Annotated in this window: 19 protein-coding genes; 7 read left to right on the top strand and 12 right to left on the bottom strand. The window is 40.6% G+C overall.

What is annotated here, in order from left to right:
- Positions 1–92: 92 nt before the first annotated feature.
- From HYB91_RS11050 to HYB91_RS11035, 4 genes are all read right to left on the bottom strand, one after another.
- Complete coding sequence (locus tag HYB91_RS11050) at positions 93–1,223, bottom strand: alpha/beta fold hydrolase (RefSeq protein ID WP_253719526.1); 1,131 nt, start codon at positions 1,221–1,223, stop codon at positions 93–95.
- A complete protein-coding gene (locus HYB91_RS11045; protein ID WP_002666267.1) occupies positions 1,213–1,434 on the bottom strand; it encodes an AbrB/MazE/SpoVT family DNA-binding domain-containing protein in 222 nt (73 codons plus the stop codon). The genes HYB91_RS11050 and HYB91_RS11045 overlap by 11 nt, the downstream gene beginning before the upstream one ends.
- 156 nt (positions 1,435–1,590) lie before the next feature.
- A complete protein-coding gene (locus HYB91_RS11040; protein ID WP_253719525.1) occupies positions 1,591–3,747 on the bottom strand; it encodes a methyl-accepting chemotaxis protein in 2,157 nt (718 codons plus the stop codon).
- A gap of 154 nt (positions 3,748–3,901) precedes the next feature.
- Positions 3,902–6,082 carry a methyl-accepting chemotaxis protein gene (locus HYB91_RS11035; RefSeq protein WP_253719524.1) on the bottom strand — a complete coding sequence of 727 codons (2,181 nt, stop codon included), beginning with the start codon at positions 6,080–6,082 and terminating at the stop codon, positions 3,902–3,904.
- Positions 6,083–6,348: 266 nt separating this feature from the next.
- Between HYB91_RS11035 and HYB91_RS11030 the strand changes: the two genes are divergently transcribed.
- Genes HYB91_RS11030 through HYB91_RS11020 form a run of 3 tightly spaced genes read left to right on the top strand, consistent with a single transcriptional unit; the run spans position 6,349 to position 10,855 of the window.
- A complete protein-coding gene (locus HYB91_RS11030; protein WP_371922098.1) occupies positions 6,349–6,945 on the top strand; it encodes a TetR/AcrR family transcriptional regulator in 597 nt (198 codons plus the stop codon).
- A 39-nt stretch (positions 6,946–6,984) separates the two neighbouring features.
- The gene (locus HYB91_RS11025) at positions 6,985–9,462 is read left to right on the top strand and encodes a PEP/pyruvate-binding domain-containing protein (RefSeq protein ID WP_002676694.1); all 2,478 of its coding nucleotides are present in this window, start codon (positions 6,985–6,987) and stop codon (positions 9,460–9,462) included.
- A gap of 1 nt (position 9,463) precedes the next feature.
- Positions 9,464–10,855: an MATE family efflux transporter gene (locus tag HYB91_RS11020; protein ID WP_002676695.1), complete on the top strand. Its 1,392-nt coding sequence runs from the start codon at positions 9,464–9,466 to the stop codon at positions 10,853–10,855.
- Between the two features lie 38 nt (positions 10,856–10,893).
- Here the strand turns inward: HYB91_RS11020 and HYB91_RS11015 are convergent, their stop codons facing one another.
- The gene (locus HYB91_RS11015) at positions 10,894–11,841 is read right to left on the bottom strand and encodes an L-lactate dehydrogenase (protein ID WP_002676696.1); all 948 of its coding nucleotides are present in this window, start codon (positions 11,839–11,841) and stop codon (positions 10,894–10,896) included.
- Between the two features lie 258 nt (positions 11,842–12,099).
- On the opposite strand from HYB91_RS11015, the gene HYB91_RS11010 reads away from it, so the two are divergent.
- Together HYB91_RS11010 and HYB91_RS11005 are read left to right on the top strand one after the other, a co-directional pair.
- Positions 12,100–12,552 (top strand): RpiB/LacA/LacB family sugar-phosphate isomerase, encoded by a 453-nt coding sequence (locus HYB91_RS11010; RefSeq protein WP_002676697.1) that lies wholly within the window; start codon positions 12,100–12,102, stop codon positions 12,550–12,552.
- Between the two features lie 26 nt (positions 12,553–12,578).
- Positions 12,579–13,532 (top strand): hypothetical protein, encoded by a 954-nt coding sequence (locus tag HYB91_RS11005; protein ID WP_002676700.1) that lies wholly within the window; start codon positions 12,579–12,581, stop codon positions 13,530–13,532.
- Positions 13,533–13,645: 113 nt separating this feature from the next.
- Here HYB91_RS11005 and HYB91_RS11000 read toward each other — a convergent pair whose 3' ends face one another.
- On the bottom strand, positions 13,646–14,545 hold the full coding sequence (locus HYB91_RS11000; protein WP_002676702.1) for a ketopantoate reductase family protein: 900 nt from the start codon (positions 14,543–14,545) through the stop codon (positions 13,646–13,648).
- 79 nt (positions 14,546–14,624) lie between these two features.
- Here HYB91_RS11000 and HYB91_RS10995 point away from each other — a divergent pair, with 79 nt between their 5' ends.
- Positions 14,625–15,179, top strand: coding sequence for an NAD(P)H-dependent oxidoreductase (locus HYB91_RS10995; RefSeq protein WP_002676703.1), 555 nt, complete (start codon positions 14,625–14,627; stop codon positions 15,177–15,179).
- Positions 15,180–15,262: 83 nt separating this feature from the next.
- Positions 15,263–15,829, top strand: a complete 567-nt coding sequence (locus HYB91_RS10990) for a hypothetical protein (protein ID WP_002676705.1) — start codon at positions 15,263–15,265, stop codon at positions 15,827–15,829.
- Between the two features lie 176 nt (positions 15,830–16,005).
- On the opposite strand, the gene HYB91_RS10985 is transcribed toward HYB91_RS10990, so the two are convergent.
- From HYB91_RS10985 to HYB91_RS10960, 6 genes are all read right to left on the bottom strand, one after another.
- Positions 16,006–16,290 carry a hypothetical protein gene (locus HYB91_RS10985; protein WP_002676707.1) on the bottom strand — a complete coding sequence of 95 codons (285 nt, stop codon included), beginning with the start codon at positions 16,288–16,290 and terminating at the stop codon, positions 16,006–16,008.
- Between the two features lie 66 nt (positions 16,291–16,356).
- On the bottom strand, positions 16,357–16,869 hold the full coding sequence (locus HYB91_RS10980) for an alpha/beta hydrolase (protein ID WP_252508178.1): 513 nt from the start codon (positions 16,867–16,869) through the stop codon (positions 16,357–16,359).
- An 81-nt stretch (positions 16,870–16,950) separates the two neighbouring features.
- Complete coding sequence (locus HYB91_RS10975) at positions 16,951–17,907, bottom strand: alpha/beta hydrolase (protein WP_002676710.1); 957 nt, start codon at positions 17,905–17,907, stop codon at positions 16,951–16,953.
- A gap of 18 nt (positions 17,908–17,925) precedes the next feature.
- A complete protein-coding gene (locus tag HYB91_RS10970; protein ID WP_002676711.1) occupies positions 17,926–18,513 on the bottom strand; it encodes a flavodoxin in 588 nt (195 codons plus the stop codon).
- Positions 18,514–18,575: 62 nt separating this feature from the next.
- Complete coding sequence (locus tag HYB91_RS10965) at positions 18,576–19,376, bottom strand: prolyl oligopeptidase family serine peptidase (protein ID WP_002676712.1); 801 nt, start codon at positions 19,374–19,376, stop codon at positions 18,576–18,578.
- Entirely contained in the window at positions 19,376–19,990 is a 615-nt protein-coding gene (locus HYB91_RS10960) for a flavodoxin (protein WP_002676713.1), read from the bottom strand. The genes HYB91_RS10965 and HYB91_RS10960 overlap by 1 nt, the downstream gene beginning before the upstream one ends.
- Between the last annotated feature and the right edge of the window lie 28 nt (positions 19,991–20,018).

Here is a 20,018-nt window from a genome sequence, read left to right as displayed (position 1 = left end):
AGGATTATACAGGCTTAGCGTTTATAATGCAAGAGCTTTACATATTCTGTTTATTTGTTTTCTGTCTTCTTAGGTCTGATAAGCCGGTCATTTTATTTTTCTATTTTATCTAAAAATTCCGCTACTTTTTTCAAAAATTCCTTTGGCTTATCTTCATGAATATTATGCATAGAATCAAATCCCTCAACTAAAATGCTGCCGCGAATTAATTCTTTAACATGTTTTGCATCTTTTTCATCCATTGCAGAAATCAGCATCCCTTCTTCCGTATAATAAGAAGGGGCGGTATTTTTTGGTGGGTTTACATGAAGGATACAAGTTGGGACACTAATTTGTTTCAACATGTCCTCCTGTTTTATCCCGTTAAAAAAACTGAAATCATAGAAGGCATCCGCAAACCTTAAATCATAATCCCCCGTTCCATCTTGTAAATTCGCTGTCAGTTGAAGTAAGGTATTCACACCCAACTCCGGAGGATAGTACCATATAATCGGTATTTTTGTCAAATCCTTTCGAAATCGTTTCATTGCAGGTTCCGCCACAATTTTAGTCCAATTATCTTTTCCGGCCTGGTTAAACAATGTACGCATAGGGTCATTCTTTAAGTAGTGTTCAAAGTAAGTGATGTTGGGTTTTTCGGTTAAATAGTTGTGGATATTTTGAAACGTTTTATAAGAGAATGTATTTTCTGCACGTCCCTTTTCCGTTGCAAAAAACGGTCCATCCTCCAGCACAATTGCTTTTACATTTTCCGGATATGTTGCTGCAATATAAGCAACAATCAATGCCCCGGATGAATGTCCCGAAATAATAGCTCTTGAGCCCACCTTTTCTTGTATAAACAAGGCGATATCGGATCCGATTCGCTCAATATTGTATAAATCGGGATTTTTGCTTGATTTTCCATGTCCGTAATAATCAAGTGCAAAGACGTGAAACTTTTTTACCAGTTCAGGCAAGACCGTGCGGTAATCTTTCCAGTCCACCATTTGCCCATGCAACAATACCATATCCGGCCCATTGTTCGGACCTTCTGCATAGTTTATGACGCTTCCATCCTTTAAATAAAACTGTTTTTCTTCCAGACCTAAGCTCAAAGACTTATTCTTTACAAACTTCTCCCCGGAATAATCGTAGTTTAAATTTCGGAGTACATAGAATACAGCCAAAACAATAAGAACACAAAACAAGATAGCAATAAATTTCAGCATTTTAATTTTCATCTATCAGTTCTCCTTGGATACTCATCAAAATCTTTGTTGCCGCATCACCCTTCATAATCGCCAACCCCCTTCTTTCATCTCCAAGTATGAGGAGGTCATCCCCCGTTTCGATAGAAAAAATTTTTCTAGCTTCTTTTGGAATAACAATTTGTCCCTTAGTACCTACTTTTGCAGTCCACGCATGTAGTTTTCCATCTTTTTTACTTCGCATTTTATACCTCCCAGAATAGTATAATAAGTATGTAAAATCATACTTATTATACTACATTGAGGCTTATAATGCAAGTACCCAAGTGGGGCGCGGAAATCAATTTTTGGATATTCCCCGCCCATAATCTTATAGGAAAAAGATGCTATTTCTTTTTCATCAGACCTTAAACTTGCCGACTTCAGCAGCCAGATTTTCAATACTCGTCTTATTTTTTTGAGTTATTGCATTTACTTCCTGAACTGCATTGTTTATCTGAACGGCACCTGCTGCCATCTCGTTCATACTGTCGGTTATCATACGGGTTAAATTATCAAGTTTCAGCATTTCTTCTGCGACCCCCTCACCGCCTTTCAGCATCTCTTCGGAACCGGCTTGCACTTCTACCGTTACCGTATTGATATTTTTAATTGCTCCGAGTACTTCTTTGCTGCCGTTCTCCTGTTCGTGCATCGCTTCGGTAAGGCGGTCACTCATTGATTTTACCTGTTCGGATAAATTAAAAATCGTGCTGAATTTGTCTTCGACGGTTTTAGAAGAAACCGAAAGAGATTCTATTTCGCTTGATAGGGTTTTAAGCGTAGACGTTATTGTCTTGCCTTGAGTTGCCGAGTCTTCAGCGAGCTTTCTGATTTCATCGGCGACGACAGCAAAACCTTTGCCTGCTTCGCCTGCGTGGGCAGCTTCAATAGCGGCATTCATTGCAAGCAAATTGGTTTGGCTTGCAATATGCTGAATAACGCTTGAAGCTTCCATGAGCGAGCCGGACTCTTCTGCAATTTTCTGTGTTACGCTGTTTGAGGTTATAATCGTTTCTTTTCCGTCTTTAGTTGCCGATGCAAGATTTTTTACGACATCATAGGTTTTTTCAAGTGTTTGAGTAATGGATGCGATGTTTGCAACCATTTCTTCGATTGAAGCTGTAGACCGGGCTACGCTTGCTGCCTGATTTTCTATACTGTTATTCAGCTGTTTTATAGTGCGTACAATTTGTTCAATTGTAGCTGCAGTTTCTGTTACGCTTGCAGCTTGCGTAAGGGTTTGGCTTTTAACCCCTTCAATGTTTGCACTGATTTCATTTATAGCACTTGCCGTTTGAGTCATATTGGAAGCAAGTTCTTCTCCTATGGCTTCCATTGAAATCGAATTTTCACCGACATTTTTGATTGCGGCGCCTATTTTTTCAATTGTTTGATTGAAGTATTCGGATAAATCAGTGATTTCATCATTTCCGGCAACAGGAAGGCGAACAGTTAAGTCTCCTTCTCCATGTGCAATATCTTTTAACGCCGTAACCGTTTTTCTAATAGGTTGGAGCATATAATGTGCGACGGCATATATGACGGCAAGTGTAATAATCAAAATGATAATACCTAAAATTCTTATACTCATCCTTAAATCGTCTACCGTTTTTATGAATTCGTTAACCGGTGCTTTAATAATGACCGTCCATCCGGTAATTTTGATCGTCGCATATGAAGCGATATTTGAAATATCGTCATACTCATAGTAGCCGACCTCACTATCATCGGTATCAAGGGCATGCTGCAAAAATTCCGCCAGGGAAGCAAGGTTTTTATTGTTCTTACCTTCTTCAATCATATTCCTTTGTTTGGTTACCGCATCAAAATTTTTATGTGCTATGGTGGTACCCTTTAAGCCGATTATATAGCATTCACCTGTTTTACCGACTACGATGTCATCGATTTCCTCAGAGAGGAGCTTAGCCGGAACGGCCGCATTAAGCACACCGATTATATCATTATTATCATCATAAATCGGAACTGCAAAGATGATTTGCATATTGTTTGTTATGTGTGAAATTGCAGGCTCGGTAATAAAGTTTTTGCCCTGCGATGCGGATTTAAACCATTCTCTGTCTCTTACGGACGTACGGTGCCCGGTTCCATCATATCGGTTGCCCTGCATATCACAGATGCCGAAATAGTCTATCTTTTTGTTGCGTTCGGCTTCTTTTATAAGAAGTTCTGCTTTTTCGGTTAAAGTCATCGAATTGTCGCGTAAAAACGGCATGCGGGCCAAACCTTCGATAAATTGAACAACGGAAGATATTCTTCCATCGATGACTTCCGCTATGTCGGTCGCTTTATCGGTTAGATGTGCTTCCACTTTTTCAAGCACGGCTTTACGTGCATTTCTTATCGTAATTAGAGCTGCAATTGTGAGCGCAGCCGCAATTAAAAAGCCGAAAATTAAAACCAGTTTTTTTCGCAACGAAAACCGCTTTTTACCTGTTTTTGCAATCTGATTTTTTTCATTATTTTCCTTATAGGAAATTCCGCCGTTCTTTGTCATTTTAAGACTCCTTTGTTATAGGAAACCTCGAAAAACGAAAAGTTTTTCGAGGTTTCCCTTAAATTTATTTACGACGTTTTTTAGATTTACATTTCAGCCGTTTTTAATATACTTATTTTAACGCATTTAGTCCAGTGTTTTTTTATGATTCTCCTTATACTTTAAATTTAGAAACCTCATTGGATAAATTTTCAATACTTGCTTTATTTTTTTGCGTAATATCGCTTACTTCTGCAATGGCAGCAGTAATTTGATCGGCTCCTGAAGCTATTTCATTCATACTGTCGGTTGTTTCGAGCGTTATCTCGGCGAGTTTGTGCATTTCCTGTTCTATTTGAGTGCCGCCTTCAAGCATTTCAGCTGAGGCTGAGTCAATTTCGCTTGTTACACCGTTTATTCTCTTAATAGCATCAAGTACCTGCCTTCCGTTTTCTTCCTGTTCGCTCATTACTTCCAAAATAGAATCTTCTTTTTCGGAGATTTGACTGACCAAATTGTAAACATCGATAAAGGTCTTTTCCGCTTGAGAACCGGCCTCTGTAATGTTGCGTATAATTTCCGTTGTCTCTTTTATAACCGCAGCAATTTGCTTTCCTTGCAAATTAGAGCCTTCTGCAAGTTTTCTAATCTCGCCGGCGACAACTGCAAAACCCTTACCTGATTCGCCTGCATGGGCTGCCTCTATTGCGGCATTCATTGCCAAAAGGTTGGTTTGACTCGCAATATTTTGAATGATTTGGCTGGCTTCAAGAAGGGATGCCGATTTTTCGGCGATTTGCTTTACAATATCATTTGCAGTTCTTGCCCCGTCTTTACCTACTTTGGTTTGTCCGTAGACTGTTTTGATAAGCTCGTTATTTTCATTAAGCGTTTTAGCTATTTTAACGGTATTTTCTGCCATGTGCGTAATGACTGCAGAAGATTCGTTGATACTTTCGGCCTGCATTTCGATACTTGAAACGAGCCTGCTAAGCCGTCCGTTGATTTGTTCCACCGTTGCAACGGTTTCGGTAACGCCGGCAGCCTGAGACATGGCTTTTCCTTTTACGCCTTTAACGTTCTCGCCTATCTGTTTAATTGCAGCTGCCGTTTCTTCCATACTGCTTGATAGCTGAGACCCTATTGAGCTCATTTTATCGGCTTCATCTTTTAAAAGGCATATCATAGTATGACTGTGTTCGATTGCAGTATTGAGGTTTATCATAATACGTCCGATTTCGTTATTACTTTTTATAGCCATCCTGTCGGTAAGATCGCCTTCGGCAATTTTGCCGAAAACGGTTTCGAGCCGCTTAAAATAGCGTTTAAGAGCGCCTGCAAAAATAAAGGCCAATGTAAAATACAGGAAGAACATAAAAAGGCCGATAAGAATCATATTTTTTAAAAGGGTATAAAAAAGTGAAAGTATTTCGTTTTGTTCAATAAAAAGAGCAACTTTCCAATCAAGGCCGGAAAGTGAAAATACTGAAACCTTCCATTTCTTTCCGTCAAGCATAATAAAAGCCGAACCCTCTTTCATTTTGTCTATTTCGTTAAAGGCAGAAATGCTTGTTTCTTTTAATATTTTTAGATTGGTGTCTGTATGTTTTGGGTCCGCTAAAATCAACCCATCGTTTTGCATAAGCATACAATAGCCGGAGTTACCGATACGGATGCTGTCTATAAACGAAGTCAAGTCCGCAAGGTTTATATCTATACCTATAACCCCGATAAATTCTCCCGTATCATTTTTTACGCTTTGTGCAATTGTAAAGACGAGGTTGCCGTCTATAGATGTATACGCTTCCGTTATTACAGGTTTTCCGTTTGTGGCTGCGGCGTTTTTGTACCAACCCCGTTCACGCGGGTCAACCCCCTCCAAAACTTGTTCATCTTTCAGCCCTATGAAGCCGCCCCATTTTGTGCCCATATATATTTCTGTAAAGTCCGTATAATTCGCTTTTATACGGTTAAATTCGGAAACAATAGCCTGTTCCGTTTTGCTGTTATGTGTGTACACAATGTCTTTTCTTTCTCCCGTATAGTTATACAGCGTTTCGTCGGCATTTTTAACGGTAGGGTTTTCCGCAAGCATAGTAACGGTATTTTTTCCGTTCCGGATAAAAAGGTTTATGGACCTCTCAATATTGGAAAATTGCTGTGCAGTAAATTCATCGAACTGGGCGATGTTCTTTTTATATAGTTGGAAGCCCACAACTGCACAAATAACGGCTACGATTGAAATAATTGTTATTGTAATTGCCCGTAAAAGGCGTACAGTAATAGATGTCGATTTTTTTCTAATAGCGCCGTCCTTAGTTTTTTGGGTGGCGGGTAATGTAACTTTTTCTTTCATTTTATCAAATCCTTTTTTCTATTATATAGAATACATTAATTATATCAAGATTTTTATTTTTCAGCAAGCCTCTTAAAGCGAGTTGATATTGAATTTAAGTCAATAGGGGGAGGAAAAGAATTATTATGATAATATCAGCCGCTGCAATTATTCTATGAATAAATTATAAAATATTCATTGACATAAAATAAATATTTTGCTATACTGGCAATGAATAAAAGATAGAATATTCATTGTAATATAAAATGAAGACTGGGGAGCGGATGATGGCAAAAGCATTTACCGAACAAGAAAGAATCAAAATAAAAGAAAAGATATTGGAAGCGGCACTGGAGCTATTTCACGATAAGGGGACGAAGGCGCTGAGTATAGCTGAATTGACGAAGCGGGCAGGTATTGCGCAGGGGAGTTTTTATAATTTTTGGAAAGATAAAGAGGCCTTGATTATGGAACTCATTGCATATCGATCAAGCCAAAAATTAAATTATATTGAAAAGAAGTTTTCAAATTCTCTCTCCGATCCGGCGGAATTTCTTACTGACATAATATACCGATATTCGGTTGATCTTATGGAAAAAATTCAAAAGCAGCCCATGTATGAAGATGCTTTTAAAATACTTGAAGCAAAAAAACTGAATGAAGTTCATAGAATTGAAATTCTGTATGATGGCTTTTTAACGAGGCTCATAGAATATTGGGAGCAAAACGGTTCGATTAAGAGGGCAGATAAAAAAGGCTTATTGAATGCGTTTAGCGGAAGTTTTTTATTATGTTCTCATTATTATCAGTTTGATAAAGAGTATTTTAATGAAATGCTGATGACATTTATATCCGGAATAGTAAATAAGTATATAGAAAAATAACGGCATAGTTTTGAAAAGTTTAAGCATGGAGGAGCAAAAATGATACTTGATTTTGCACAAATACATAAAGATGACATATTAAGGGCCGGCGGCAAGGGTGCTAACCTTGGAGAGATGACTGCTGCGGGAATAAATGTGCCGAAAGGATTTGTCATTACCGCAGAGGCGTATCGGGAATTTTTAAAACAGAACAAAATAGACGAAATCATCTCACGCACTCTCGTAGAAAAACAAACGGATGAACAGGCTTTATTATCCGCAGCCGGAGAGTTTCGGAAAAGAATTATAGCAGGACATTTTCCCGTTCAATTGGAAAAAGAGATAAGAGAGAAATATGCTGAACTCGGAGAATCGGCGAGAGTTGCGGTGCGCTCATCGGCAACGGCGGAAGATTTACCCGATGCGAGTTTTGCAGGTCAGCAGGAAACTTATTTAAATGTGCAAGGCATAGAGGATGTATTGATTTACATACATCATTGCTACGCCTCACTGTGGGGTGACAGGGCGGTAAGTTATCGTTTTAATCAGGGATATAATCAAAGTACTGTTGCGATTGCAGTTGTCATTCAAGAAATGGTAGAAAGTGAAAAAGCCGGTGTTTTGTTTACGCTTAATCCGGTAACGCAAAACAAAGATGAAATGCAAATCAATGCAAGTTACGGATTGGGTGAGAGCGTTGTAAGCGGACGCGTAACGGCGGATAATTATATTGTAAACAAATCAGGTGATATTATTGAAATAAATATCGGGAGCAAAGAAACGCAAATCGTTTATGGCGATAAGAATACAAAGGAAGAAGCGGTAAGCGAAGCAAAAAGAATAGCGCGGGCATTGAATGATACCGAGATTGCCGGTCTTGTAAAAGCCGGATTAAAAATAGAAAAGCACTACGGTATGCCGATGGATATTGAATGGGCAATACAAAAGAACGAAATATATATTTTACAGGCACGCGCAATAACAACCTTAAAAAACGATGATGATAAAAAACTTATTCAAAAATATATTCAAAGCAAGCCATTAACAAAAAGCACAAAAGAAAATATGGCATTCCTGCTTGAAAAGATGCCCTTTGCATACCGTGCGCTGGACTTTGATTATATGATGGCGATTAACGACCAAAAAGCAAGGATATTTGCAGAAGGCGGTCTTGTTTTTAATTCAAATCCTGCAATTGATGACGACGGTATTCAAACGATTTTTAATGTCAAAAAAAGGTTATCGTTGAATATTGTTCATATCTTTAAAATAATACACATGCTTAAAAACTTCGACTATTGTTCTGAAATGTGTAAAAAATTTATGGTACATTATGAAAAAGAGATAGAGCGTATTAAAACTTTAGACTTTCAAAATATGAGTTTGGCGGAATGCAGTAAATTCATGGAGCAAAGTTATGAGCTCGTTCAACAGCTTGCTTATGACAGATTTAAATACGCCTTGTTTCCGTCTTTTTTTATGAGTAAAAAATTCACAAAAATAATTAAACGTGTAGATAAAAACTATTCCGCATTTGATTTTTATTGGGAGCTCAATAATAAAACAGCCGTCGTTGCAAACGATATTTCGCACATAGCCGATGAGATAAAGAAAAACGCCGGCTTAACGGAAGCCGTACTATCCGGAGAAAAATTTAAAACACTATGTGCCGATTTTCCTGCATTTAAACGGCTCGCAGATGATTTTATAAAATGCAACGGTTTTAAGTCGGATTACAATTGCTACTGTATTGAAGCAAAAACATTTATCGAAGAGCCTGATAGATTGGTTAATATTATACGACCGCTTTTAAATACCCCTGATACATCCGATCAAAATTTTCATAATAACGAGAATAGAAACTATACGGATTTAATACAGCAATTAAAATGTATTTACGGAAACAAATATCCTCGTATAGAAAAAGATATACGGAACTTTCGATATTTGCATGTTGTCCGCGAAGAATCACAATATTTGTGGGAATCTGTCTTTTATTATGTCAGGCAGTGTGTAAGACGGATAAATATTCTTTTATTAAACAGCGAAGATTATAAACACGGAATTGTAAATCTTTTTCATCGTGAATTAATGGAAGTGCTTAAAGCCGGCCGACTAACCGATGTCTATAAAGAAAAAATAAAAAGACGAAATGAAAAATTTCCGCTTGCGGAAAAAGTTTGGGAAGCATCAAAATTACTTGTGTTTGATTCAAGAGGCGATGTGCTGAAAGGAGTAAGCGGAAGTCCGGGGACTGTTGTAGGAAAGGTTCGTATTATCTGCAAGCCTGAAGAATTTTATAAAATGCAAAAAGGCGATGTACTTGTTTGTCACCTTACCGATCCCGAATGGACTCCGCTTTTTAAACTTGCAAGTGCTGTCGTTGCAGATACCGGTTCCGCGTTAAGTCATGCTGCGATTGTCGCTCGGGAATTTAATATACCGGCAGTATTGGGTGTAGGTTTTGCCACCGCAAAATTTAAGGACGGCGATTTTATAAAAGTTGACGGAAACAAAGGCGAAGTGCGGAGCTGTTAAGATGGATTCAAAAGAGTTGAGACGGTTTAACATTTTAACAAAACCGATTTTTCCGCTGTTAGTTAAAACTTCAATTCCGACAATAATCGGAATGTTGATCAACGTTATATATAATTTGACCGATACTTTTTTTGTCGGCCGCTTAAATAACAGAGCGATGATTGCGGCAATCGGTATTGTGTTTAGTTTTGTCAGCATTATTCAAGCAATCGGTTTTTGGTTCGGCTACGGCAGCGGTAATGCAATGTCAAAGAAAATCGGAGAACAAGATTATGCGGAAGCGGAAATTATGTCCTCGATAGGAATTGTTCTTGCAATTATAACCGGTATTGTGATCGCAATCGGAGCAAGTATTTTTATTGTACCGCTTTCAAAACTCATCGGAGGAAGTGCATCTCAAGATGTACTCAGCTTTACCGTTCAGTATTTAAAGATTATTATCATCAGCATTCCGTTCAGTTTATATTCACTGACGGTTTATAATCAGCTGCGTCTTTGCGGAAATGTACGCGACGGAATGATCGGGCTTCTTTCGGGAATGCTAAGCAATATGGTGCTTGATCCCGTATTGATGTTTGTTTTTAAGCAGGGATTTATCGGCGCAGGATATGCAACGCTTATCGGTCAGATTATCGGGTGTATTGTATTGACGCTCTTAGCAAAAAGGCACGAGAGTATTTCTTTCAATCTAAAAAAAGTTCAATACAGCAAAGAGCGTATGTATCATATTCTTGCGGGCGGTATGCCCAATTTTTCGCGCCAGGCAATTACCTCCGCCGCATTGGTTTTACTTAATGTTAAAGCGGCACAATACGGAGAAAGCTTGATAGCGGCTTTAACGGTAAGTTCAAGAGTTGCCGCTTTGGCTTATATGATTATGATCGGGTGGGGACAAGGCTTTCAACCGATTTGTGCAATGAATTACGGTGCCAAGCAATACTCAAGAGTAAAAAAAGCTTTTATTATTACTGTTTCCGTCGGAACAATTTTTTTAACGGCCGCCTCAATAATCTTATTTCTCTTTGCCGAAAAATGTATCGGAGTTATGTCTGGCGATAATGAGGTAATTTTTGCCGGAATTAAGATACTGAGAATGCAATGTTTTTCGCTTCCGCTTTTAAGCTTTTTTGCCGTGAGCAGTATGTTCATGCAGAACATCGGTCATTATTTTTCATCCCTCCTTATATCGATTTCACGGCAAGGCTTTTTTTACTTACCTCTTTTATATATTCTGTCCGCCCTATACGGAAAGACCGGAATTTATTTGCTGCAGCCGCTTTCCGATGTTTTGTCGTTTTTGTTTGCCGTTGCGGTAGTGTATAAGCGGTACTCGTCCGGGGCGTTCAGTTCAGCTTTAAATGCAGGACAAACGAAACCTTTAAATGCAGAGTAATCGTAATAAACGAAATTCTCGGTAAAAAGCAGTTTGGGTTAATTCACCTCGGTAAAAGCTTCTTTAAGCCGTTTTGCGCTTGCTTCCAACGCTGCCTGCTCATCAGCGGGAAGATCGCTTTCTATAACCCGTTCCGCACCGCTGCGCCCGACAATGCAGGGAACGCTCAGGCATACGTCTTTAAGTCCGAACTCTCCGTCCAGAGTCATCGAAACGGACAAAATGCTGTGCTCGTTGCGCAAAATAGCACCGGCTATTCTCGTCAGGGCTAAGCCGACGGCAAAATAAGTAGAACCTTTGTAGTCGATAATGTGGTAAGCGGAATTCCGTACTTCTTCCAGAATTTTTGCTTTATCGAAGTGCAGGCCTGAGCTGCACACACCTCCGGAACAATATTCGTCGATGCGCCGTCCTGCAACGGATGTCATCGACCAAGCCGCAAATTCGCTGTCGCCGTGTTCTCCCAAAATATAACCGTGAATGTTGCGCGCATCGACACCGCACTCTTTGCTAAGAGTGTATCGGAAACGTGCAGTGTCTAAAACGGTACCGGAACCGATAACTCTTCCGCGCTCCCATCCGGAAGCCTTGAGCGCCGCCCGCGTTAAAATATCGACGGGATTGCTCACAATCAGCATAACGCCGCTGCAGCCGCTTTCCGCGATGTCCTTTGCAATGCCGGTGATAATGGATGCATTGCGTTTCAGCAAATCTATGCGCGTTTCTCCGCTCTGTTGTTTTGCTCCCGCCGTAACCACAACGATGTCGCTGTCGGCATAATCGGCTTTATCGCCTGCGTGTATGTCGACTTGCGGTAAAAAAGGCAGACCCTGTACAAGGTCGAGCGCTTGTCCTTCGGCAAAATTTTTATTCATATCGGTTATTGCTATTTCGTCCGCATAACCGCTTTGAGCCAATGCGTAGGCAAAGGTTGAACCGACCGCACCTGCTCCCACAACGGTAACTTTGCGTTTCTTTTCATCCATAGGATTACCTCCTTTTAAAAAATACTGAAATGCATACGTTTAGGCAAGGGGATTGTACAAAAGAATTCACGAACCTTAACAATGGCAAAAAGAAAAAAATAAGGCAAAATTATCACAAAAAGATTGTTATGCAAGGCGGAGAAAGTAACCCGGCTTTTACACTAGACAATTTATAAAAAAACTACTAAAATAATTATGGGTGCTAAAAAAATAGTTTTTTATAAGTGCCCTATATTTTTATATAAAGGGAGTGCGCATATGAAAATCGGATTTGGAAGCGATCATTCGGGAGTCGCATTAAAACATATTTTAATGGAACACGTTCGCAATAAAGGATACGAATGCGTTGATTATGGTGCGGCGGATTCGAAGGTTCCGGCAAACTATGCCGAATTCGGCTTAAAGGTTGCCGAAGCGATTAAATCGCGCGAAGTTGAAAAGGGTGTGATGGTGTGCGGATCGGGCGTCGGCATTTCTCTTGCCGCAAACAAGGTTCCGGGAGTGAGGGCTGCGGCGTGCAGCGAACCGTGTACGGCAAAGCTCGCCGTCGAACACAGCGACATAAATGCGGTCGCCATGGGCGTATGCATCGTCGGACCCGAAGAAGCAAAAATGATTGTCGACGCCTTTCTCGATGCCCGCTTTGAAGGCGGCGTTTACACGGAACGGGTCGACACCCTTTCCGCTATAGAAAGAAAATACGGTAAATAAACGCGGCCGCCGATTGGAGAAAAAGAATGAAAAGGTCGTTAATTTTATTCAATGTATTTTGCGCCTTATTATGTTCTTGCATGAGCTTGGGGCGTGTTGAAAATGCCGATGTTAAAAATTCGTATTTAATGAAATTAGATGAGGAGTTTTCGGTTTCAGAAAATGAATATTCCGTAGGAGAAAACTTTAATTTTATTGTAGAAGCAAAAGAACCCATCAAAGGCATTCATATAATTCTTTCAAAAGAGAAATTAGACCCCCGGCAATATATTGGAAAAGAAATAGATGAAACTCCTTTTTCGGTCGGAAATATGATAATTATGGATAAAACGGAACCGAAGATTTTGTATTTTAATTCGGATTTAGTAAATAATTATTTATTTCCAAAGGAAAATACCGAAAGTACAAGTTTTTCTCTCAAAATAAAAGGTTTCGCGGAGACAGATAACAGTAAATCGTTCGACAAACTGTTTTGCTACGGTTTTTGTGATTTGAATAAAAACCGGATAATCGAAAGCGATGAACTGAAACAAATAATAATTAATGTAAATCCTTCGTTTTCTCTTACCGATGAAAAGATATATATATCAACAGTCGGTTACAAAGCAAAGACATATTCTGAAGTTGCAGAGACATATGTTATTTATAAAATAAACAGTTTTATCGGTTTTACTAAATTTAAAGCAACGGTTACACCGTATGTATCTAATTTTGATATGCTTTTTAAAAATGAATCTCCTTTTAAAGACGTAAACTACTATATTGTACATTCTCCCGTAACAACAAATAAAGTTTTAAATCAACCGTATAAATATGCGATGTCAAATTTATTAATATTTGATGTTACGGAAGATATAAAAGATTCCAAGACGGGATATATTGCGGCACGTAATTATCAAGTAAAAAAAACAAAAGATATTCTAAGAATTTGCATAAATATTTCAGGGAAAATAATTTTTCCTGAAATAATTGAATACTAAAATATAACTTAAAAACGGATCTCAGCCGATTTTTTTTACGATGGCTGGCCGGTTGTTGCGGCTTTTTCTATTTCCGCAGCCAAAATTTTTGCCGATGCCGATACAGATGAGTCTCATTCCACGCTGACTATGTTCGTCGGGATTCCGGCAAGGTATTGATACAACTGCGAGTGCTGGGCTCTCATTTCGTCGGGAGCTTTCATCGAGTGCCGGTACATAAATAAATTTCCGAAGCGGCTTTTAAAAACCTGAGTAAAAATGGCTTGCAGAACCGGAGCCGGCAGCAGTCTCAAAAGGTGCATTTTCGGCGGCGAAAGTTTTACTCCCGAACGGTACAATTTTTGAAAATTGTTTTTTATTTGCCGTGCCGTATCGTTCATAATGCCCGCTTCTTTCCAAACATCTTCCGGATTTTCGGCTTTATAATACGCATCGGCAATCGGAACAACCAGAGCCAAGTGATACAACTGCCAGCCGTGCATGTCTTTTACGATTCGGTACGGCATGCCCGCCGTCTTAAAAAGAGCCGCGAGTTTTTTCAGCCGCTCCGATGTGTTCCCGCCGATTTCGGCAAATGTCGTCGCCTGAATAAGAGGCGGCGTAAAGTCCGCTTTCAGCACGCCGTCTTCATAGCTGCCGCCCGCCCCCGGAAACGCGGGGATAATACGCCCTTCGCCGTACAGGTTCTCCCAGTCGGCGTAAGGTTCAAGCGTATTGACCATTGTAACGATGTTCGGGCTGCCGTTCGGCCGGAGTTCTTCAAGCGCCGTATGCACTTGATTTTCTTTTACCGTCAAAAAGATAAAATCATAGATATCATCGTTTTGCAATGCATCGATAACTTTAACCTTTGCTTTATACTGTTTGCCGTTTTTTTCATACAGCAAACCGCGGGTTTTCAATGTTTCAAGTTTTTTCCCTCTTGCGTACACGGTTGTGTCATAGCCCGTTTCGGCGAACGCAGCGGCATACAAACTGCCGATTACGCCCGCACCGTAAATTAAAAGTTTCATTTTACTACCTGTCCCTCAGTATAGAACATTTTTATCTTTTATGGTATACTCTCGATATAACTCATTCAAGGAATTTACAATGCCGAAAACCCTGATTATTCTTGCTCACCCTAATATTTCTCAATCTACCGTTCATAAACACTGGTCGGATGCAGTGCGGCAACATAGCGATAGCTTTACTGTTCACGAACTGTACGCTGTCTATCCTCAAGGCAAGATTGATGTAGCGGCTGAACAAAAATTGATAGAAACGCATGATTCACTTGTGTGGCAATATCCCATATACTGGTTTAATTGTCCGCCGTTACTGAAGCAGTGGTTAGATGAAGTGCTGACTCATGGCTGGGCTTATGGCTCGAAAGGCAAGGCGCTTAAGGGCAGAAAAATTGCGCTTGCCGTCTCGCTCGGTGCGCCGGCCGCAGACTACTGCGCGGACGGTGCTGTCGGGTGCAGCGTTGCCGAAGTACTGCGTCCGTTTGAACTGACAGCGAAATACTGCAATGCAGACTACCGCCCGCCGTTCACTTTCCATACAATAGACAGCAACGCGGGATATAGCGAAGCTGCACGGCAAGAGGTAGAGCGGAGCGCAAGGGACTATTTAGCTTGGTTGGATGCGCTGCAACAAACATGAGGCATAATCGACATAAAGCATTCCTCATAGTGATAAAGAAAAGTATGATGCAGAAGCTCTAAATTATCGGCGTAGGAGAAAAAATGTTTTTATTAAAATTGATGGAAAGCGGCAGGGAACACCTCATCGGAGCTTTTGATTCCGAAGCCAACATAAAAGCTTTTTTGAAAAAAATTCCGGGCTTTGAAGTGTATTCCGACGATGAGTATGGCGTTTTAGGCAAATTGCATGTTGCAGCCTTAGGCGACCTCGTTGAAATAGCTTATGGAAAGAAAAAAATTCCATTATCGAAGTTTTCGTTTGCCGATGACGAAGCCGAAGCTATTGCGATTGAGGTTGAAGCCTTTGATGACGGGCAAGCAAACACCGTTGAAGGGTGCACACTCGTCGATGCCTACTTAATCGGAAACAACGAAATTAAAACTTATATCGAAAAGCGCGAGAGAAACTTTTTGCGTGTGAAAGCCGTGTTGGAAAAACAAGGCTTTTCCGTCTTTCGCGAGTATTACGGGTCCGAAGACGGCGAAGCGGTTACATATCGGGATGCAACCGGTCAGTACCGTTTTTTAATGCACATGGATCCGGGCTTTGTTGACGACCTCCCCGAAGACGATGTCGAGTTGGAAGTATATATCAGCGAAAACGAGTGATACTTTACTTTCGATATAAAGCCGCAGTTCATTTGTTGGATCGGGAAGTGAATGTGCAATTTATGTTTTATTTTTTATTACCATTAGTTTTGCACTGTAATGTGCAAAAGCTGCAAACAGTACGATAATTGTGATATAATCGATAAAGAACATGGTATAGCCTTTTTCCATATGAGCTAATTTCCAAAATACAAGGGTAGTGCGTTGTACAGGTATTCGGCGATTGCTTCGTAGTCGTGGCGTCCTCCCTGTTTGACGGCGTAGCGTACATTGCTGCCGCTGAATGTGCGGCGGGTCAACATTTCGGTCAGCTGGTTGTTTACCTGATCCCAGATAGGATCGCGTGTACCGACTGCAGCATAGATTTCATAATCCGAAGCGGTATATCTTTTTTCCCGCACAATTTGTTCAAGATAGTCAGTTGTTTCCTTGGGCCGGTACCGTCCGCCATAAGTACCCATAATCCAGCAGTCGCCGCTTAATGGAAGAAAATACTTGATAAGATCGTTGTTGTAACAAAATTCGTACTATGTGGTAACAGCTCCCAGGGAAAAACCACTGAATGCCCGGCTATTCCGTGATGCGTTTGTATTAAAGTGAGAATCAATAAAAGGCAGTAATGCATCGCGAAAATCGTTATGGAACACGCTCAATTCTTCAACACTGCGGGTAAAATCTTGCGAGGCATTTTCGTTGTCAAATGTTGCAGCTACAATGATCAGCGGCTGGATATCGCCTTTTTCAATCATAACATCGAACATATTTTTTATAAAACCTTTTCCCACCGTAAAAAGTTCACCGGCTACTCCTGTCCATCCGTGCATATAAAAAAGTGTGTCATATCTTGCTGTTGAGTCTTTTGCGTTATATCCATATGGAAGATAGACATATGCTTTTTTGGTGATTGCCTGGCGAGAAGCTTGAGTATAATCACGGGTAGCATATTCAATCAACTGTACTGTTCCCTTTTTTTCTGCAGCAGAAAAATAGGTTTTGGGAACACTTTCAGTCAATGTATAATTTTGTAATATTGTATTCATATTTGTCTCCTCTGATGTGCAAGATAGCACACAGGCAAAAACCGACAGTATAAAAAAGATTGATTTTTTCATAATATTCTCCTACATATTCCGTTCCCAAAATCGTATTGCATTGTTAATCCAGCCCTCGGCAACAGTGCCCGTTCCCAAGCCGAAGCCGTGCGGCAAACCTTCAAAGATTTCTATTTCTGCGTCGGTTCCATTCGCTTTAATGTGCCGAATGCGGTGTTCCATCACCTGTGGACTTGAGATTCTGTCAGCCGTTCCGACACAGGCGTATGTCGGCGGCTCATTACCGTAAACTTCTGAAAGCCCCGTATACTGCATGATGACGGCAGAGGGGTACGGGTACGCTTTTTCGCCAAATCTTTCCGTTCCCAAACTTCCGAGCCATGCTGCCATTCGTGCCCCGGCCGAACCTCCCCACAAGGAATAGTTTGTTGTATCAAGCTGTAATTCCGCAGCGTGTTCATGCATAAAAGCAATAGCGCGTGCTAAATCTTCGCAGGCAGCTTGCGAGCCGGAGCGGTAGATGAGAGCAAACGCATTGTATCCGCGTTTGGAAAGTTCCAGTGCATGCGGGAAACTGTCATGCATTGCTCCGACATATGCAACGCCTCCGCCGGCACTACAGATTGCGCTTTTTGCACCTTTCTTACCCCTGAAGAAAAAGAGGCCGGTGTTCCGTTTCCTCGGATCGAGCCGCTTTTCTTCTTCAGTATAGATATCGAAAAAGACAGGCTCACCTCGGAGAGTTTGTGTTTTAAAATAGCGTACGACCTCTACCGTTTTTGCGGTATCGATATGACTGTACCATGTCAGGCTCAAACTGCCGAGTGTCTTTCCGTTCCAATATCCTGAATCTACAGGGAAGATCAGTCTTCCCCATGGGGAAAAATCGGTGTCGGCGATAACAAGTTCAATCGCAGTTTGCGCGGTAATATCTTCAGTTTTCATATGTACCCCTTGTTTTGTTGTTTCTGCCGTACAGGATAACGAAAGGAACAGGCAGCACAAGGCTGAAAGTAAATACTTCATTAAGTTCTCTCCCTTATATTACAGACCTAGCTCTTTTAGCCACTTTTTCACATTTGCTTCTTTAAAATTTCTCGGAAACCGTTCACCTGTTACCCAATTACCTGTTTTCGCAAGTTTTTCAAGTCTCTTTCTGCTTTCTCCCGTACCTGTAGACATTGAAGTGCAAAAAGCTATCACATTTTTGCCTGTAAAATCGTTTTTCTTGATAAATTCATCCACGACCCATGCTGCTTCACCCCACCAAATCGGATAACCGATAAAGACGGTGTCGTAGGCATCAAATTTCGGAACTCTTGTGGTTTCAATCTCAACGGACACTTTGTCAACACCCAGTTCGTGTTCCTTAACAACACGGCTGTTTTTGTTGTTCCAATTTAAGTCTTCCGATGTGTAGGGCTGTTTCGGTTTTAATACAAACATATCCGCTTTCATTTCTTTTGCGATAATATTTGCCAACCGTTCGGTTGTTCCGGTTGCCGAATAATAAACCACCAGTATTTTTTTAGCCTTTTGCGTATCGTTCCCTGCTGCAAAAATGGGAGCAGCCGCTGCCAAAAATACTACCATAATGATAATAAACGATGTTATTTTCTTTGTCATTTTCATATCGATTTCCTCCGATAAATTATTTAATAAGTATACATTTTGCACCGTTTCAACGGGCAAAATTAATTTCTTTTAAAGAGCCAGCCCATAATGGCAGAATCCTTTGCAAAACTTACACCACCCGCGTGGGGGTCGGCATATCCGCGTTGCCTAAAGTATTCATTTTCTTTTAAGTCCAGTACAAGAACACTATCAATTTCTTTTTTCTGCAAGCCTTTTTTGCGGTACAGCTCGTACAACTTTCGATAAGTTTCAGACACCGATTGGGAGCCGTAATAGCTATCGTTACGTCCTGTAACCATATAGATAGCCGTTTTTGCATTTACAATGGTATCTATTTTTCCGCTCCATTTGGAACTGACATGTAAAAAAGCCGCATACAATTCAGGACGTTTGCCGATCATGATAGATCCGGTTTCACCTCCTCCGGAATACCCTTCGAGATATACCTTTTTTGGGTCGATAGTGTAATACCTGAGCAGATATTCTGTTAAAGCAATTGTTTGATTAGCACTTGTTTCTCCCCAGTCATTCAGCTGGGGAGCGATGATAATCATCTCGTTATTATACTCACGTGCGGTAAGACCAAAATCTTCTTGAATAATGTTTATGCCGATGCCTTGAAAGTATAGGCCTCCCCATCCCGGCAGTGTTATAAACAAAGCGTACGGCCTGCTTCCATCGTATTCTTTCGGCACATAACTTGAAAAATGAATGTCACCGAATTGTGCGGAGTGCAACACATTGTCGACTAGATAGCCTCGCCGCATTTCCGTACCTGCCGTTATATAACCATAGGTTTGCGAGTAACATTTGATATTTATGAAAAATATACAGAAGAATATCCAAGCCGCGCTTTTCATTATAGACCCAAACCTTTTGCCCAATCTATAATCTTTTTTTCACTTTGTCCGATTTCACTGCGGTTCAAGATTAACATATTTTTGCTAATAGTTGCTTTAGGTTCTGCAGCGGCGATTTCGCGTTCAATGCCTCCGCTTCGGCTTCCTCCGTGCGTAACTGAAAGATAAATTGTCTTTCCGCTTAAATCGTATTCGTCAAGAAAAGCCTGTACGGCGAGCGGCATTTTGTACCACCATACGGGACAGCAGATGATAACTGTATTGTATTTTTTCATGTCTGCAACATGTGAGACAAGCTTCGGTTTTACTTTTTTGCGCTGCTCCGCATTTGTTATGTCGAAAATCTTGTTGTAATCGTGCGGATAGTGATCCCCTGTATCGATTTTGAACACATCAGCATTTATTACTTTTGCAATCGTCAATGCAATAAACTCGGCATTTCCCATACCGTTTGAGTTGGGTACTACGCTTGCGCCGGAGGTTGCATCCAACGCCTCTTTACCGCCGGTAATTGGGAACGAAAAATACGCAATGAGTGTCTTAGGAGCATTCTTTGCAAAAGTTGCCGTGCAAAGTACAAAAACTAATATCGCTATAGTAAATCTTTTCATCATTATAACCTCCGATAAAAATGTACGGCTT

The organism is Treponema sp. B152 (assembly GCF_024181665.1).
GTDB lineage: Bacteria > Spirochaetota > Spirochaetia > Treponematales > Treponemataceae > Treponema_B > Treponema_B denticola.
Note: the sequence above shows the minus strand (reverse complement) of the source record. Positions and strands in the feature narration are given on the sequence as shown.

Bases quoted from the DNA above. Each gene is read 5' to 3' on its own strand.
- HYB91_RS10960 (WP_002676713.1), bottom strand. From the start codon at position 19,990: ATGATGAAAAGATTTACTATAGCGATATTAGTTTTTGTACTTTGCACG.
- HYB91_RS10965 (WP_002676712.1), bottom strand. From the start codon at position 19,376: ATGAAAAGCGCGGCTTGGATATTCTTCTGTATATTTTTCATAAATATC.
- HYB91_RS11040 (WP_253719525.1), bottom strand. From the start codon at position 3,747: ATGACAAAGAACGGCGGAATTTCCTATAAGGAAAATAATGAAAAAAAT.
- HYB91_RS11010 (WP_002676697.1), top strand. From the start codon at position 12,100: ATGAAAATCGGATTTGGAAGCGATCATTCGGGAGTCGCATTAAAACAT.
- HYB91_RS11025 (WP_002676694.1), top strand. From the start codon at position 6,985: ATGATACTTGATTTTGCACAAATACATAAAGATGACATATTAAGGGCC.
- HYB91_RS10995 (WP_002676703.1), top strand. From the start codon at position 14,625: ATGCCGAAAACCCTGATTATTCTTGCTCACCCTAATATTTCTCAATCT.
- HYB91_RS10990 (WP_002676705.1), top strand. From the start codon at position 15,263: ATGTTTTTATTAAAATTGATGGAAAGCGGCAGGGAACACCTCATCGGA.
- HYB91_RS11015 (WP_002676696.1), bottom strand. From the start codon at position 11,841: ATGGATGAAAAGAAACGCAAAGTTACCGTTGTGGGAGCAGGTGCGGTC.
- HYB91_RS11020 (WP_002676695.1), top strand. From the start codon at position 9,464: ATGGATTCAAAAGAGTTGAGACGGTTTAACATTTTAACAAAACCGATT.
- HYB91_RS11030 (WP_371922098.1), top strand. From the start codon at position 6,349: ATGGCAAAAGCATTTACCGAACAAGAAAGAATCAAAATAAAAGAAAAG.
- HYB91_RS10980 (WP_252508178.1), bottom strand. From the start codon at position 16,869: ATGAATACAATATTACAAAATTATACATTGACTGAAAGTGTTCCCAAA.
- HYB91_RS10970 (WP_002676711.1), bottom strand. From the start codon at position 18,513: ATGAAAATGACAAAGAAAATAACATCGTTTATTATCATTATGGTAGTA.
- HYB91_RS10985 (WP_002676707.1), bottom strand. From the start codon at position 16,290: ATGGGTACTTATGGCGGACGGTACCGGCCCAAGGAAACAACTGACTAT.
- HYB91_RS11045 (WP_002666267.1), bottom strand. From the start codon at position 1,434: ATGCGAAGTAAAAAAGATGGAAAACTACATGCGTGGACTGCAAAAGTA.
- HYB91_RS11005 (WP_002676700.1), top strand. From the start codon at position 12,579: ATGAAAAGGTCGTTAATTTTATTCAATGTATTTTGCGCCTTATTATGT.
- HYB91_RS11035 (WP_253719524.1), bottom strand. From the start codon at position 6,082: ATGAAAGAAAAAGTTACATTACCCGCCACCCAAAAAACTAAGGACGGC.
- HYB91_RS11000 (WP_002676702.1), bottom strand. From the start codon at position 14,545: ATGAAACTTTTAATTTACGGTGCGGGCGTAATCGGCAGTTTGTATGCC.
- HYB91_RS11050 (WP_253719526.1), bottom strand. From the start codon at position 1,223: ATGAAAATTAAAATGCTGAAATTTATTGCTATCTTGTTTTGTGTTCTT.
- HYB91_RS10975 (WP_002676710.1), bottom strand. From the start codon at position 17,907: ATGAAGTATTTACTTTCAGCCTTGTGCTGCCTGTTCCTTTCGTTATCC.